We start from the raw sequence: 14,335 nt of genomic DNA, 5'->3' as shown, positions 1-14,335 counted from the left end.
CGTGCCGCAAGGGACGTACCCAGAGGCACGCCCCCTCCGTCAGCGCTCCGCGCTGCCACCTCCCCGTACCGGGGAGGACCTTGGCACTCCTCTCTCACGCGAACAGCCCATGGACATACCAGCGCGGCCGCTCGGTTTCCGAGTACAACCCATGGCGGAAGATCCAGAAGCGCCGCCCGCGCACATCCTCGACCCGGTAATAATCGCGGGTCGGGGGGGCCATGTCCGCCCGCCGCCACCATTCGCCCGCGATCCGCTCCGGCCCTTCCGCGCGCGCCACGTCATGCAGTTTCCGCCGCCAGCGAAAGCGCGCAGGCGGGCCGTCGGGCGTCTCGGCGGCGAGCGATTCGATGGGCTGGGGCGGATCGAACAGGTGAATCGGGCGCGACGGCGGCTCACCCGGTTCGGGCTGCGTCCATTCCGCCCTGGGCGCCGTCTCGGTCGCGGGCAGCAGCAATTCGGCCTGTTCGGGAATATGGCTGTCGCGCGGATGGATACGCCGCACCCGCTCGCGACCCAGCCGGGTACCCAGCCGGTCGATCAGCGCTGCCACCGCCTCCGACTTGGCCTCACCGCCTTCCAGCCGTAGCTGCACCGCGTCGAGCTTCTCGGCCAGCCCCACGTCCAGCCGGATCAGGTCGTATCCAAATCCGGGATCGAGCGGATCGGCCAGCGCCTCGATCCGCTCGCGGAACAGGCGCAGCAGGACCGCGGGGTCGCGCGTCGGCTGCCCCGTCTCGACCCGCAGGCCCTGGACCTCGCCATCGGCGCGGAACAGCCGCGCGTCCCAGCGGCGGCCGCCTTCATGCCGCTCCTCCAGCCGTCGCGCCGCTTCACCCGCCAGTTCCTCCAGCACCCCCAGCATATGCTCGGTCCGCGCCACCGGCTCGGCAAAGCGGCGCTCCACGCCGATCGGGGCGGCCATGACGCGCGGGGTGAGGGGGCTGTCCTCCTCGCCGGTCAGCCGTCGCAGCGCGGTCGCCGCCTCGCGACCGAATCGCGCCGCGATCGTCGCCATCGGCCGGGCCAGCACGTCGCCGACCGACTTCAGCCCCGCCGCGATCAGCGCGGCGCAGCCATCCTCATCCAACTCCAGCGCGGCAACGGGCAGGCGGCGAATCGCCCCCATCTCGTCCGGGGCAGGCGCGCCCGCATGACGGGCCAGCGCCCGCGCCGCCTCTGGCGTGTCGCCATATGCCAGCCGCACGGTCAGGCCGCGCCGGGCCATCCGCATCTCGATATCCTCGGCCAGCCCCCGCTCGCCGCCGAACAGATGATCCGCCCCGGCCGAATCGAGGACCAGTCCCTGCGGCGGATCGAGCGCCACCGCCGGGCTGTAGCGCCGTGCTCCCTCGGCCAGCCGCTCCAGCCAGTCGGCATCGGCGGCGGGATCGTGCGGATAGATTTCGATCTCCGGCACCCGCGCGCGGGCATCGGCCAGGCTCAGCCCGATCGACAGCCCCGCCGTCACCGCCGCCGGATCGAGCGCGGCCAGGCGAATCGCGCCACCGACCGATTCGGCAAAGGCGATCGGCGCGTCACCCCGCGCCACGAACAGGTGCGGGCGGCGTGCCCGCAACCGCTCGATCGGCAACCAGGGGAAGACGAGCGCCAGATAGCGGCGCGGGGTCGAAGCTTTGCGTGTCACGGTTCCACTCCACGCGCCACCGGGCGCCCGCGGGCCCTCCCCGTCGGCGCAGCAATTCCAGATCATAGGCGGGGGCGCCCGGCGCATCGGCGGCCAAGGCGCGGGACGGCGCTGCGGCAACCGACCAGCGGGTTGCAGCGGCACTCGGCACCACCTGACCCCCGACACGCAGCAGAATCATCAGCACGCCCGAGGCTTCGGCCGCGAGCATCAACCGGCGCGAGGCGGTTAGGTCTATCCCGCGCATCGCGCCCCAGCCCTCGGCAATGACGCTGCCCAGCCCCGGACAGCGCGCGCCATCGGCGGCGGCGCGGAGCAGCGCCGAATCATCGGCGACCACCACCACGACCAGATCGTCGGGGTCGAGCCCCATGGCGAGCAGCCCTGGCCCATGGAGTCGCCCGCCCTGTCGCTCGGCCGCTTCGGTGCGCAGCCACAGGACCGGCCGGGCCTGGGCGGCCAGGACACAGCCGATCGCCAACCCCGCGCCGCTGGCCGCTTCCCCTGGTGAAAGCGCATGGATTTCATGCAGTTGTGCAGGGGGCAGGCGCGGCATGACCCCCGTCCGCTCCGCCACCTCCCCTGATCGCCCACGCGCCGACCGCGCGGCGGCACCGCGCAGGCGATCGATCAGGGCGAAGGGCTCCTCCATATATGTTCTTGTAATGTTCTCTTGATGGAGTCGCCAATGCAAAATTTCTGAAAAAAGGGCTTGCCGGTTCGGAAACCCCCATCTATTAGCGCGCCTCACCCCAGCCGGTTCGCCGGTTCGGAACGCCAGAGCGGGCGTAGCTCAGGGGTAGAGCACAACCTTGCCAAGGTTGGGGTCGAGGGTTCGAATCCCTTCGCCCGCTCCAGCGATTTGCCTGCAAGTCGCATGTGTCGAACTACGACACGATCACCACATTCACCGACATCGCGCCAATCAGTTGCCGGCCATATCGGCTGGCATCCATGTCTCATGGTCCAAGGCCTTTACGCGTGGGGCAAAGACCCGATGGAATTGGTTCAGGCGGTTCGCCAGCCATTCATGCTGGCGCGGCCAGTCCGACTGATCCTCGGGATCTATGTCGTTCAGCGCGACGGAAATGCGGGTGTCGCGGCCTTCGGGCAATTCATCCCAGTCCAACGTATAACCCAGTTCCGCCTCGATCTCTGGCCGTTGTTCATGAAGCAGGTGGAAGAATGATTTGGCATGGGCGTTCGAGATATAGAGCTCGGCGCGCACTTGCCGTTTTGGGCGGGATTGCGAGGCGTTCACCCCGAATCCGCTCCGGCCGATCGAGTATGACATCCAGGATTGCGGTTGGGGCTTGCGTTCCTTTGCTAGCGGGCCTCCCTTCGCCATGAGAAGGCCTCCAAAGGCACTCCAATAGGCCAGTTGCAGCGATCGTGTGGCCGTCAGTTCCGCCTCGTCGATCGCCCGAGCGGCCTGGGTGACGAGCTTGCTCCAGTTATTGGGTTTGGAAACGATATTGAACCGGGGAGCCGCTGGGGAATCACCGATTCGCCACAGTTCCACCTCGACCCCGAAGAAGCGGAACGTCTCGTCGGTAATGCGATTCAGCCAATCCAGCGTCGAGCGATGCTCCTCGGTAAAGCGCGCGGCGATCCACACGATCGTGACCGCCTCCAACCCGGAGGCATACGTCAGCAACTGCCCCAAATGGGCATGATCCGTCCGCTCCAACTGATTTTCGATCAGCACCCAGGCGTTGGTCCCGATGTCCTTGCACAAGATATCCGCGCGAAACGGCCCGACGGCTTTTTCCTGCGCTTCCAGTTCCAGTTCGAGACCCAGCGTTTCGGCAAGGATCGCCAGATTATCCTCGCGCGCCAGCCAAGGCGTGAAATCGGAGGATTCGCTCAACCAAATGGTGCGCAGGTCCACCTTCGCCAAGCGTCCGAGATGGTATTGGCTCATCGATCCCTCCCGCATTCTTTTCATGACAGCAGAGGATGCCGGTGCTGCGCAATCGTCAACATGAGGGCTTGTCTATATGTGGCCCATGCTCATCTGCCCCGCCACATCCGAAGACGCTCCTGCCATCGCCGCGATCATCCTGCCGGTGATCCGGGCGGGCGAGACCTATGCACTCGATCCCGCCATGCCGGAGGCGGCGGCGTTGGCTTATTGGCTGGGGGACGACAAACGAACATTCGTGTTCGAGGAGGACGGCGCCATCCTCGGCACCTATTTCCTGCGCGCCAATCAGGCGGGCGGCGGGGATCACGTCGCCAACGCGGGCTATATGACCAGCGCGGCCGCGCGCGGGCGGGGTGTCGCGCGGGCGATGGCGCTGCATTCCTTCGATCAGGCCCGGGCGCAGGGCTTTGCCGCGATGCAGTTCAACTTCGTGGTCGGCAGCAACGAGGCCGCGGTGCATCTGTGGACGTCGCTGGGCTTCGCGACGGTCGGGCGGGTGCCGGGGGCGTTCCGGCACCCGCGCCTGGGGGCGGTCGATGCGCTGGTGATGCACCGACCGCTCTGAGCGCTTATCCCTCGCGCGCGACCTGGAAGCCCGCAAAGGACTGGCTGACCGGCATCAGTTCCAACCGGTTGATGTTCAGGTGCGGCGGAAGTTGCGCCACCCAGAGCAGGGTCGCGGCGATGTCGTCGGCGGTCATCGGGTCGGAGCCCGCATAGAGCGCGTCCGACGCCGCCTGGTCGCCGCCGGTGCGGACGGTGGTGAACTCGGTCTCGACCATGCCCGGCTCGATCGAGGTGACGCGCACGCCCTTGCCATGCAGGTCGGCGCGCAGGTTCAGCGAGAACTGCTTCACGAACGCCTTGGTCCCGCCATAGACGTTGCCGCCGGTATAGGGATAGTTGGCCGCCACCGAGGACAGGTTGATGATCCCGCCGCGCCGCGCGATCAGCCGGGGCAGCAGCCGGTGGGTGATGGTGATGAGGCCATCGATATTGGTCGCGATCATCGTCCGCCACTGGGCCAGGTCGCTGTCCTGCGCGGGCTTGGTGCCCAGCGCCAGCCCGGCATTGTTGATCAGCCAGTCGATCCCGGCGAACGCCTCCGGCAAACCGGCCAGCGCCGCATCCAGCGCATCCTCGTCGGTGATGTCGAAGGCGAGCGGATGGAACGCCTCGCCCAGCTCGTCGGCCAGCGCCTGAAGCCGGTCGGCGCGGCGACCCGTTCCAATGACCCGCCACCCGGCGGCGACAAAGGCGCGGGCGGTCCCTGCACCGATCCCGGCGGTCGCACCGGTGACGAGAACTGTCTTGGTCATGCTGTCATCTCCTTCGGGCAGACGGGGGCGCTTTAGCGCGGCCTGCGCATCGCATCAAAAGGGCATGGGCGCGGATGCGTTCCCCCCTTTGTGAAGCGGATGAGCATCCCCACATGAGGGATCGCTTTCCCCTCGACCCAGGATTCCCCATGCCCCGCCGTTTGCGTATCGATTTCGTGTCCGACATTTCCTGCCCCTGGTGCATCATCGGCCTGCGCGGGCTGGAGATCGCGCTGGAGCGGATGGGCGATGCGGTGGAGGCCGATATCCATTTCCAGCCCTTCGAGCTGAACCCCGCCATGGCGCCGGAGGGCGAGAATATCGTCGAGCATATCGGCCGCAAATATGGCGCGACACCCGAACAGTCTGCCGCCAACCGTGCCAATATCCGCGAGCGGGCGGCCTCGGTCGGCTTCACCATGGCGATGGCCGACGATGCGCGCATCTATAACAGTTTCGACGCGCACCGCCTGCTCCACTGGGCGGAGGGCGAGGGCAAGCAGGCCGCGCTGAAGCACGCGCTGTTCGAGAGCTATTTCACGCACGGACAGGATATCTCCAGTCATGACGTGCTGATCGCCGCCGCCGCCCGCGCTGGGTTGCCCGAGGACGAAGCGCGCGCGGTTCTCTCGTCCGACCGCTACGCCGATGACGTGCGCGAGGCGGAGCGGCTGTGGCAAGGCAAGGGCATCCAGTCGGTGCCCGCCATCGTCATCGACAACCGTTACCTGATTTCGGGTGGACAGCCGCCTGAATCATTCGAGCAGGCGCTGCGCCAGATCGTCGCCGAAGCCTGACAACATCCCGGAAAAGGAGTCCCCCCCATGGCCGACACCCGTTATGCCAAGACCGAGGAAGCCCTGTCGCGGCTGACCCCCGAGCAATTCTACGTCACCCAGCAGAGCGGGACCGAGCGTCCCGGTACTGGCGAGTATCTGCATACGCGCGAGCCGGGCCTGTACGTCGACATCGTGTCGGGCGAACCGCTGTTCGCCTCCGCCGACAAGTTCGATTCGCATTGCGGCTGGCCCAGCTTTACCCGGCCGATCGAGCCCGCCCATGTCAACGAGCTGACCGACACCACCCATGGCATGGTGCGCACCGAGGTACGCTCGGCGCATGGCGACAGCCATCTGGGCCATGTCTTTCCTGACGGGCCGCGTGATCGCGGCGGCCTGCGCTATTGCATCAACTCGGCCTCGCTGCGCTTCGTGCCGCTGGAGGAGATGGAGGAGCAGGGTTACGGGGACTATGTCGATCAGGTCCGCCGCGCCTCGGACGAGGCGTAAGTCACTCACACCTGACAGGGCATGATCCCTGTCGGGTGTAAGCTTCTATGGATCAGAGTAGAGCCTCCGCCGCCTGTCGGCCCGACAGCCAGGCGCTTTCCACCCGGGGGGCCAGCAGCCAGTCGCCGCAGGCGGCCAGCCCGATATCGGGCCGCGCATAGGCACCGACCGCCGCCTTGCCCGACCGGGCATAGCGCCAGCGATGCGCCGCTGCATAAGCCGGGGAGGGCAGGGTGCCGACCCGCTCCTCGAATGCGCGCAACAGCGACGCGGTGACCGAGGCCGTGTCGCTTTCCAGATGCCGCCGCGACCAGTCCGGCGTGGCATGGATGGTCCAGGCCTCTCCACCGTCGCGCCCCGGCTTGGCGGTGTTGCGCGCGGCCCAGTCGATCGGGTCGCCGGTCGCCACGATATCAGGAGCGGAAAGACGCGTCCCGAAGCCCAGCATGACGGTCCAGCATGGTGCCGAAGGATGGGCTTCGGCCAGCCGGGCCAAGGCAGGGTCATGCGGCTGAGCCAAAGCCGGAACCTGCTCGGCGGGCAGGGCCAGGATCACCGCGTCATAGGGGTCCTCGCGCCCCGCATCATGGACGAGCCACCAGTGCTGCCCGTCGCGGACCAGCTCGCGGATATGCATCGACCAGCGGGGCGCAAGCGGTTCGGCCATGTGCGACAGGACCCCGTTCATGCCGGGTGTGCCGACCCAGGCGGCATCGCCCGCCGCGGGCCAGCGCGCGGCCACGCCGTCCCGCTCCCACTGCGCGACTTGCGCGACGAAGCCGGGATCGCGCGCCGTCATATATTGCGCGCCATAGTCGAAGGTGAAGGACAGCCCCTCGGCGGTCACCGTCTTGCTCGCCATGCGTCCGCCGGGGCGGCGGCCCTTGTCGAACGACGCGACCCGCCATCCTGCTTCCATCAGCCGCGCGGCGCAGGCCAGTCCGGCCATGCCCGCCCCGATGACTGCTGCCGATCGGATCATGTCGCTGCTCCTCCATCCCCGTGCGTCCATCCCCGCGCGGCAAGACCCGTGCGGTGGGGGATCGGCGGCATCGGGTGTCCAGCAAAGCGCCTCAACGTCCCAATATCGGGACTGATCCAGACTAATTTTTTTCCGCCGATCGCGGTGTTTCCAAGGATCGACGCGGGCGGCGCAACGTTGTCGGGGCGGATGAGCGGCGGATGGTGTCCGCTCCAGGAAAGATCCGGCCGCCGATGTTCATGACATCAGGGACATGATCCTCGCCAAATGGGGTGGAATGACGGGCTTGACTGTCCATCATGACGTCTTGCCGCGTGCCGTTTCGATCCGATCAACGCCGAAGAGGTTGAGCCATGGAAGACTATAAGACGGTACTCGCGGGCAAGTGCCCCTTTGGCGGCGATCGGATCGGCGGCACCTTCACCACGCCGCCGACACTGGCCGAATGGTATCCCAACCGCCTGCGCGTCGAACAGCTGCATCGCCACGGTCCCCGCGCCAATCCGCTGGGGGAAGATTTCGACTATCGCGCCGAATTCGCCAAGATCGACCTCGATACGCTCAAGGCCGAGATCAAGCGCTTCCTGACCAGCTCGGTCGCGTGGTGGCCGTCCGACTATGGCAATTACGGGCCGCAGATGATCCGCATGTCGTGGCACTCGGCGGGCAGCTATCGCATCGCCGACGGGCGCGGCGGGGCGGGTGAGGCGATGCAGCGTTTCGCGCCGATCAACAGCTGGTGGGACAATGGCAATGTCGACAAGTCGCGTCGCCTGCTCTGGCCGATCAAGCAGAAATATGGCGCGGCGCTGTCCTGGGCCGACCTGATCGTCCTGACCGGCAATTGCTCGCTCGAGATCATGGGGCTGCCGACCTATGGCTTCGGCGGCGGACGCGAGGATGCCTGGGAGGCCGATGATGCGACCTATTGGGGTCCCGAGGTCTTCGACATGACCAAGGTCGACTCGTTCGACGAGATGGTCAATCGCGACAAGCGCTGGCGCGGCCAGAATGGCGATGCGGATTACGATCTGGAGCAGCCGCTGGCCGCCTCGCACCAGTCGCTCATCTACGTGAATCCCGAAGGCCCCTATGCCAGCGGCGATCCGATGGCCTCGGCCCGCGACATCCGCATCACCTTTACCCGCATGGCGATGAACGACGAGGAGACGGTGGCGCTGATCGCGGGCGGCCATGCTTTTGGTAAGAGCCATGGCATGGTGAAGGCCGACCGCATCGGTGCACCGCCCGAAATCGCCGCGATCGAGGAGATGGGCCTGGGCTGGCACAACCCCGAAGGCACCGGCAATGCCGAGTTCACCATGACCAACGGCATCGAGGGCAGCTGGACCCAGAACCCGACCCAGTGGGACAATAGCTATCTCGAAAACCTGCTGGGCCTGGAATGGGAACAGACGCGCAGCCCGGCGGGTGCGCTGCAATGGACGCCGGTCAGCGGTGACGCGCCGCGCACCCCCGACGCGCATATCGAAGGCCAGACCCATGCGCTGATGATGATGACCAGCGACATCGCGCTGAAGGTCGACCCCATCTATCGCCCGATCTGCGAGCGGTTCCTGACCGACTTCGACTATTTCACCGAGCAATTCTCCAAGGCGTGGTACAAGCTGACCCACCGCGACATGGGGCCGCGCGAGCGCTATGTCGGGCCGGAGGTCACGATCGAGCCCGATCTGCTCTGGCAGGACCCGATCCCCGAGCGGGATTACGAACTGGTCGAGGCCGCCGATATCGCGACCCTGAAGCAGCGCATTCTCGACAGTGGCCTGTCGGTGTCGGACCTGGTGTTCACCGCCTTTTCGGCGGCGGTCACGTACCGCGACAGCGACAAGCGCGGCGGCGCGAATGGTGCTCGTCTGGCGCTCGCCCCGCAAAAGGACTGGGCGGTCAATCGCCGCACCGTGCCCGTCATCGCCAAGCTGCGTGAGATCATGGCCGCGTTCAACGACGCCGCGACCGGCGGCAAGCGTGTGTCGCTGGCCGACCTGATCGTGCTGGGCGGCTCGGCGGCGGTCGAGAAGGCGGCGGCGGATGCGGGCGTGGCGGAAGCGGTACCCTTCACCGCCGGGCGTCGCGACACCACCGACGCCCTGACCGATGCCGACAGCTTTGAATGGCTGAAGCCGGTGGTCGATGGTTTCCGCAACTATGTCGACGACCAGTTCGACACGATCACCCAGGGCCGCGTCGCCCCCGAGGAGTTGTTCCTCGACAAGGCCGCGCTGCTGAAGCTCAGCGCGCCCGAGTGGGTGGTGCTGACCGGTGGCCTGCGTGCGCTGGGCGCGAATTGGGACGCAAGCGAGGCGGGTGTGTTCACCGACCGGGTGGGCGTGCTGAGCAACGACTTCTTCCGTGTGCTGACCAGCATGGATTATGTCTGGACCAAGACCGACGAAGCGGGCCTGCGCTTCACCCTGGACGACCGGGACAGCGGCGAGACGCGCTACACCGCAACCCGCAACGACCTGATCTTCGGCGCCAATTCGCAGCTGCGCAACATCGCGGAGTTCTACGCCGCCGAGGACGGCCATCCCCGCATGGTCCGCGACTTCGTGCGCGCGTGGAACAAGGTGATGACCGCCGACCTGTTCTGATGGTGGAGGCGGCCCGGTAATGATCGGGCCGCCCTTGCCGGAGAAACGGAGATGACAACCGTCACTGTCTGGTATGATGCCGCCTGTCCGCTGTGCCGCCGCGAGATCGCGCTGATGCGGCGGCTGGACCGGCGCGAGCGGATCGAATTCGTCGCCATTGGGGGCGACGGGCCGGACCAATGCCCGATCGACCGCGACACGCTGCTCGCCCGTTTCCATGCGCGCGAGGACGGGCATATGCTGTCGGGAGCGGCGGCCTTTGCCGCGATGTGGCGGGCGATCCCGTTGTTGCGACCACTGGGACTGGCGGCGCGCTCGCCATGGGTGCTGGCGCTGCTCGAGCGGGGCTATCGCCGTTTCCTGAAAGTCCGCCCCCGGTTGCAGCGCTGGGCGGGCGGTCGGTCTTAACGCCCCGGCGGCAACCAGCTGAGGTCCAGCCCCTCGAACCGGTCGATATACCGTGCTTCGCGCACCAGTTGCGCTTCGTCGAGCAGGTGGACGCGGCCGCCCTCGCGCTTGATCAGCGCCTCGTCCTCCAACTGGCGGAGCATCCGGTTCACATGCACGGCGGTCAGGCCGATCGCGTCGCCCATCTCTTCCTGGGTCAGGCCGGGGGCGAAGGACGCGCCGACAGCCATGCCCGCCTGGCGCATCTGGCCGCGCAGCGACAGGAGCAGCGTCGCCACCCGCGCCCGTGCCGAGGTTCGGCCCAGCCCCGCCAGCCGATCGGTGGTGATGACCCGCTCGATCTGGTTGAGCACCAGGATCAGGCTGAGCAGGCGCGGATGGTCGGTTGCCAGCACCCCGATCTGCGACCGGTCGAACGGACAGACGACCGCGTTCGACACCGCCACCACCGTATCGGGCGAGCGGCCATAGATCAGCGCCGACAGCGCGAAGAGATCGCCGGGAAACAGGAAACGCACGATCTGGCGACTGCCATCGTCGAGCAGGACATAGCACATCAACATGCCCTGCTGCACGACGAACAGCTCTTCGCCGCGCCGTTGTTCGTCCATCAACACGGTGCCACGCCGGATCGCCCGAGGGCGTTCCTCCAGTCGCGACAGCGTGGCGCGTTCGGCCGGGGTCAGCGAAACCCATTTGTCCAGGCGATCCGCAAGCCCGAAATTCGACACCAGCACCTCATCCCCCGAGCGGACGAGTGCCTTAGCCATCAAGCGCGCCCCCTCGCATTAATATCGATCAACCGGCCCTTTTCTGGTTTGTTCGCCAGTCGATCGTGACGTGCGCAAGGTCGGTCCCGACCCTCATCCCTTGGTGAAAGATAAAACGGGAAGGGGGTTTCCGCCAAGAGGGCGTGCGCGACCCTTGGCGGTGGCGCACGGGTCGGCTAGGAGGGCGGGTCTATGGACCGTATCCTTATTCGCGGCGGCAACCGGCTGTCGGGCCGCCTGAAGATCTCGGGCGCGAAGAACGCCGCGCTCACCCTGATGCCCTGCGCGATCCTGACCGACGAACCGGTCACGCTGCGCAACCTGCCGCGTCTGGCCGATGTCGACGGGTTCGGCCATCTGCTGAACCAGATCGGCGCATCGACGCGGGTCGAGGGGACGCGGCCGGAGGATTTCGGCCGGGTGATGACGATCCGGGCGGGCCAGCTCTTCTCGACCGAGGCACCGTACGACATCGTGCGCAAGATGCGCGCGTCGATCCTGGTGCTCGGCCCGATCCTGGCGCGCGCGGGCGAGGCGCGGGTGTCGCTGCCCGGCGGCTGCGCGATCGGCAATCGCCCGATCGACCTGCACCTGAAGGCGCTGGAGGCGATCGGCGCGGAGATCGAGCTGACCGCCGGTTACGTGAAGGCCAGCGCGCCGGGCGGCCGCCTGTCCGGCGGGCGCTACACCTTCCCGGTGGTGTCGGTCGGCGCGACCGAGAATGCGCTGATGGCGGCGGTGACCGCCAAGGGCACTTCGGTGCTGGGTAACGCCGCGCGCGAGCCCGAGATCGTCGATCTGTGCCGCTTGCTGATCGCGATGGGTGCGCGGATCGACGGCGTCGGTACTGAGACGCTCACCATCGAGGGTGTCGACCGGCTGCACGGTGCGACCTATTCGGTGATGCCCGACCGGATCGAGGCGGGCAGCTATGCCTGTGCCGCCGCGATCACCGGCGGCGACCTGGAACTGGTCGGGGCCGGTGCCGACGACATGCGCGCGACGCTTTCGGCGCTGACCGAGGCGGGCGTGACGGTCGAGGAAGGCCGCGATTCGATCCGCGTGAAGGCCGATGGTCCGCTCCAGCCGCTGACCCTGTCGACCGCGCCCTATCCGGGCTTCGCCACCGACATGCAGGCGCAGTTCATGGCGATGCTGTGCAAGGCCGAGGGCACCAGCACCCTGACCGAGACGATCTTCGAGAACCGCTACATGCACGTGCCCGAGCTGGCGCGGATGGGCGCGGACATCCAGGTCCATGGCCGCACCGCGATGGTGAAGGGCGTGAACAAGCTGACCGGCGCGCCGGTGATGGCGACCGACCTGCGCGCCTCGATGAGCCTGATCCTCGCCGGTCTGGCGGCCGAGGGCGAGACGTCGGTGTCCCGCGTCTATCACCTCGACCGGGGTTACGAGCGTCTGGAAGAGAAGCTGTCGGCGGTGGGGGCCGATATCGAGCGCGTCGGCGACTGATCGTTCAATCCTCCCCGAGCCGTGCTTGGGGAGGGGGACCGCCCGGCAAAGCCGGGTGGTTGGAGGGGCCAGTTCGCGAACGGCGACACCCCTCCGTCAGGGCTTCGCCCTGCCACCTTTCCTTAAAGGAGATCGTTGCAAAACCCTCTGCACCACCCCGGCGAAGGCCGGGGTCCAGTTGGGCAAAGGCACGTAATCTTCTGTAATCGCTCAGCATCTGGACCCCGGCCTTCGCCGGGGTGGCGCGCCGAGGGAGGAAAAGCCGGAATTTCGCAACGATCCCCTTAATGGGGAGGAATGAACCAGCCTACGTCACCAGCCGCTTGAGCGTTTCCACCCGGTCGGCTTCGGCGGCGGGCTTGTCGGTGCGGATGCGGGCGATTCGGGGGAAGCGCATCGCCACCCCGGATTTGTGCCGCTTCGAATCATGGATCGAGTCGAACGCGATCTCCAGCACCAGCGTCTTTTCCACCTCGCGTACTGGACCGAAACGGTGGACAGTATGCGCGCGCACGAAACGGTCGAGCTGGCGCAGTTCCTCGTCGGTGATCCCCGAATAGGCCTTGCCGACCGGCAGCAGCTCACCCTCCTCGGTCCAGCAGCCGAAGGTATAGTCGCTATAATAGCTCGACCGCCGGCCATTGCCGCGCTGCGCGTACATCATCACGCAATCGGCCGTCAGCGGATCGCGCTTCCATTTGTACCACAGGCCGACGCGCCGCCCGCCGCTATAGGGCGAGTCGCGCCGCTTGAGCATCACCCCCTCGATCGCGGCATCGCGGGCAGTGGCGCGCAAGGCTTCCAGCGCGGTGAAGTCCTCCGCCTCGATCACTGCACTCACGTCGAACCGCTCGGGGTCTAGCTTGGCGGCAAAGGCCTCCAGCCGCTGGCGTCGTTCGGTCCAAGGCAGGGCGCGGACATCCTCGGTCCCGTCCACCAATATGTCGTAGAGCCGGACAAAGGCGGGGTACTCCGCCAGCATCTTCGCCGACACCGTCTTGCGCCCTAAGCGCTGTTGCAGCGCATTGAAGCTGGCCGCGCCGCCGCCATCTTCCAGTGTCCCGCCCTGATGCTCGCCCTTGACCAGCAATTCGCCATCGACCGCGCCGACCGCGTCGAAGGCGCTGGCGACATCGGGAAAACCATGTGTCACATCGTCGCCGGTCCGGCTGTAGAGCCGCGTCTGCCCGGCGACATGGACGATCTGCACCCGGATGCCGTCCCATTTCCATTCAGCGGCATAGTCGGTCAGGTCGACTCGCAGATTCTCCAGCGGATGGGCGAGCATGAAGGGGCGGAAGACCGGCACATCGGCAGGCGTCGGCTGCGCGCCCGTGCCCTCACCCCAGGCGAAGAGTTCGGCATAAGGCGGCGACAGGCCGTGCCACACCTCCTCCACCGCCTCGACGTTCAGTCCGAAATGCTGCGCGAACGCCGTCTTGGCGAGACGTGCGGACAGGCCGATGCGCAAGCCGCCGGTCGCCATCTTCAGCAGCGCGAATCGCTCCTCCGCGGTCGACCGGTCGAGCATGTCGGCCAGCACGGCGGGCGCGTCCGAGCGCGACAGATGCCGCAATCGCTCGACCACATCGCTGACTGACAGGGGTTTGGGATCGAGCGGCCGATCGGGCGCGGGCCAGAGCAGAGCGACCGTCTCGGCGGTGTCGCCGACATAATCGCGGCTCATGCGGAACAGCACGGGATCGACTCGCTGCTCGATCAAGGCGCGAATCAGTGCGGGCTTGACGCCGGGCAGGTCGAGATCGCCCGTCAACGCCGCCATGGCCCAGCCCCGGTCGGGATCGGGCGTGGCGGCGAGATACTCCGCGACGAGCTTCAGCTTGGCATTGCGCGACCGCGTGTAGATCAGCGCGTCGAGCAACGCCGCGAAATCGCGCATTTTT

General features: G+C 67.1%; 13 protein-coding genes and 1 tRNA gene. 7 read left to right on the top strand and 7 right to left on the bottom strand.

The annotated features are described in order from the left end of the window. Positions 1-94: 94 nt before the first annotated feature. Complete coding sequence (locus tag SSA01S_RS14930; RefSeq protein WP_244885688.1) at positions 95-1,648, bottom strand: Y-family DNA polymerase; 1,554 nt, start codon at positions 1,646-1,648, stop codon at positions 95-97. Beyond that, on the bottom strand, positions 1,539-2,300 hold the full coding sequence (locus tag SSA01S_RS14925; protein ID WP_061780998.1) for an ImuA family protein: 762 nt from the start codon (positions 2,298-2,300) through the stop codon (positions 1,539-1,541). The genes SSA01S_RS14930 and SSA01S_RS14925 overlap by 110 nt, the downstream gene beginning before the upstream one ends. A 130-nt stretch (positions 2,301-2,430) precedes the next feature. Between SSA01S_RS14925 and SSA01S_RS14920 the strand changes: the two genes are divergently transcribed. After that, positions 2,431-2,505: transfer RNA gene (locus SSA01S_RS14920), tRNA-Gly, on the top strand. A 68-nt stretch (positions 2,506-2,573) separates the two neighbouring features. Here the strand turns inward: SSA01S_RS14920 and SSA01S_RS14915 are convergent. Continuing rightward, positions 2,574-3,539 carry a DUF4268 domain-containing protein gene (locus SSA01S_RS14915; protein ID WP_244885689.1) on the bottom strand — a complete coding sequence of 322 codons (966 nt, stop codon included), beginning with the start codon at positions 3,537-3,539 and terminating at the stop codon, positions 2,574-2,576. Between the two features lie 118 nt (positions 3,540-3,657). On the opposite strand from SSA01S_RS14915, the gene SSA01S_RS14910 reads away from it, so the two are divergent. Further along, positions 3,658-4,140, top strand: coding sequence for a GNAT family N-acetyltransferase (locus SSA01S_RS14910; RefSeq protein WP_061781000.1), 483 nt, complete (start codon positions 3,658-3,660; stop codon positions 4,138-4,140). Positions 4,141-4,144: 4 nt separating this feature from the next. Here the strand turns inward: SSA01S_RS14910 and SSA01S_RS14905 are convergent, their stop codons facing one another. Beyond that, positions 4,145-4,894 (bottom strand): SDR family NAD(P)-dependent oxidoreductase, encoded by a 750-nt coding sequence (locus tag SSA01S_RS14905; RefSeq protein ID WP_061780997.1) that lies wholly within the window; start codon positions 4,892-4,894, stop codon positions 4,145-4,147. Between the two features lie 149 nt (positions 4,895-5,043). Between SSA01S_RS14905 and SSA01S_RS14900 the strand changes: the two genes are divergently transcribed. Then, positions 5,044-5,691 (top strand): DsbA family oxidoreductase, encoded by a 648-nt coding sequence (locus SSA01S_RS14900; RefSeq protein WP_061780996.1) that lies wholly within the window; start codon positions 5,044-5,046, stop codon positions 5,689-5,691. Between the two features lie 27 nt (positions 5,692-5,718). After that, positions 5,719-6,183, top strand: coding sequence for a peptide-methionine (R)-S-oxide reductase MsrB (gene msrB / locus SSA01S_RS14895; protein ID WP_061780995.1), 465 nt, complete (start codon positions 5,719-5,721; stop codon positions 6,181-6,183). 52 nt (positions 6,184-6,235) lie between these two features. Here the strand turns inward: msrB and SSA01S_RS14890 are convergent, their stop codons facing one another. Further along, positions 6,236-7,165: an NAD(P)/FAD-dependent oxidoreductase gene (locus SSA01S_RS14890; RefSeq protein ID WP_061780994.1), complete on the bottom strand. Its 930-nt coding sequence runs from the start codon at positions 7,163-7,165 to the stop codon at positions 6,236-6,238. A 353-nt stretch (positions 7,166-7,518) separates the two neighbouring features. On the opposite strand from SSA01S_RS14890, the gene katG reads away from it, so the two are divergent. Together katG and SSA01S_RS14880 are read left to right on the top strand one after the other, a co-directional pair. After that, on the top strand, positions 7,519-9,780 hold the full coding sequence (gene katG, locus SSA01S_RS14885; RefSeq protein WP_061780993.1) for a catalase/peroxidase HPI: 2,262 nt from the start codon (positions 7,519-7,521) through the stop codon (positions 9,778-9,780). Positions 9,781-9,831: 51 nt separating this feature from the next. After that, entirely contained in the window at positions 9,832-10,188 is a 357-nt protein-coding gene (locus tag SSA01S_RS14880; RefSeq protein ID WP_061780992.1) for a thiol-disulfide oxidoreductase DCC family protein, read from the top strand. Here the strand turns inward: SSA01S_RS14880 and SSA01S_RS14875 are convergent. Next, a complete protein-coding gene (locus SSA01S_RS14875) occupies positions 10,185-10,958 on the bottom strand; it encodes a Crp/Fnr family transcriptional regulator (protein ID WP_061780991.1) in 774 nt (257 codons plus the stop codon). The two genes, SSA01S_RS14880 and SSA01S_RS14875, sit on opposite strands and share 4 nt — an antisense overlap. A gap of 192 nt (positions 10,959-11,150) precedes the next feature. On the opposite strand from SSA01S_RS14875, the gene murA reads away from it, so the two are divergent. Then, positions 11,151-12,431: a UDP-N-acetylglucosamine 1-carboxyvinyltransferase gene (murA, locus tag SSA01S_RS14870; RefSeq protein WP_061780990.1), complete on the top strand. Its 1,281-nt coding sequence runs from the start codon at positions 11,151-11,153 to the stop codon at positions 12,429-12,431. 307 nt (positions 12,432-12,738) lie between these two features. Here the strand turns inward: murA and SSA01S_RS14865 are convergent, their stop codons facing one another. Further along, a complete protein-coding gene (locus SSA01S_RS14865) occupies positions 12,739-14,331 on the bottom strand; it encodes a cisplatin damage response ATP-dependent DNA ligase (RefSeq protein WP_061780989.1) in 1,593 nt (530 codons plus the stop codon). Between the last annotated feature and the right edge of the window lie 4 nt (positions 14,332-14,335).

The organism is Sphingomonas sanguinis NBRC 13937, from assembly GCF_001591005.1.
GTDB lineage: Bacteria > Pseudomonadota > Alphaproteobacteria > Sphingomonadales > Sphingomonadaceae > Sphingomonas > Sphingomonas sanguinis.
The sequence above is the reverse complement of the archived record's forward strand: the minus strand, read 5'-3'. Positions and strand labels throughout refer to the sequence as shown.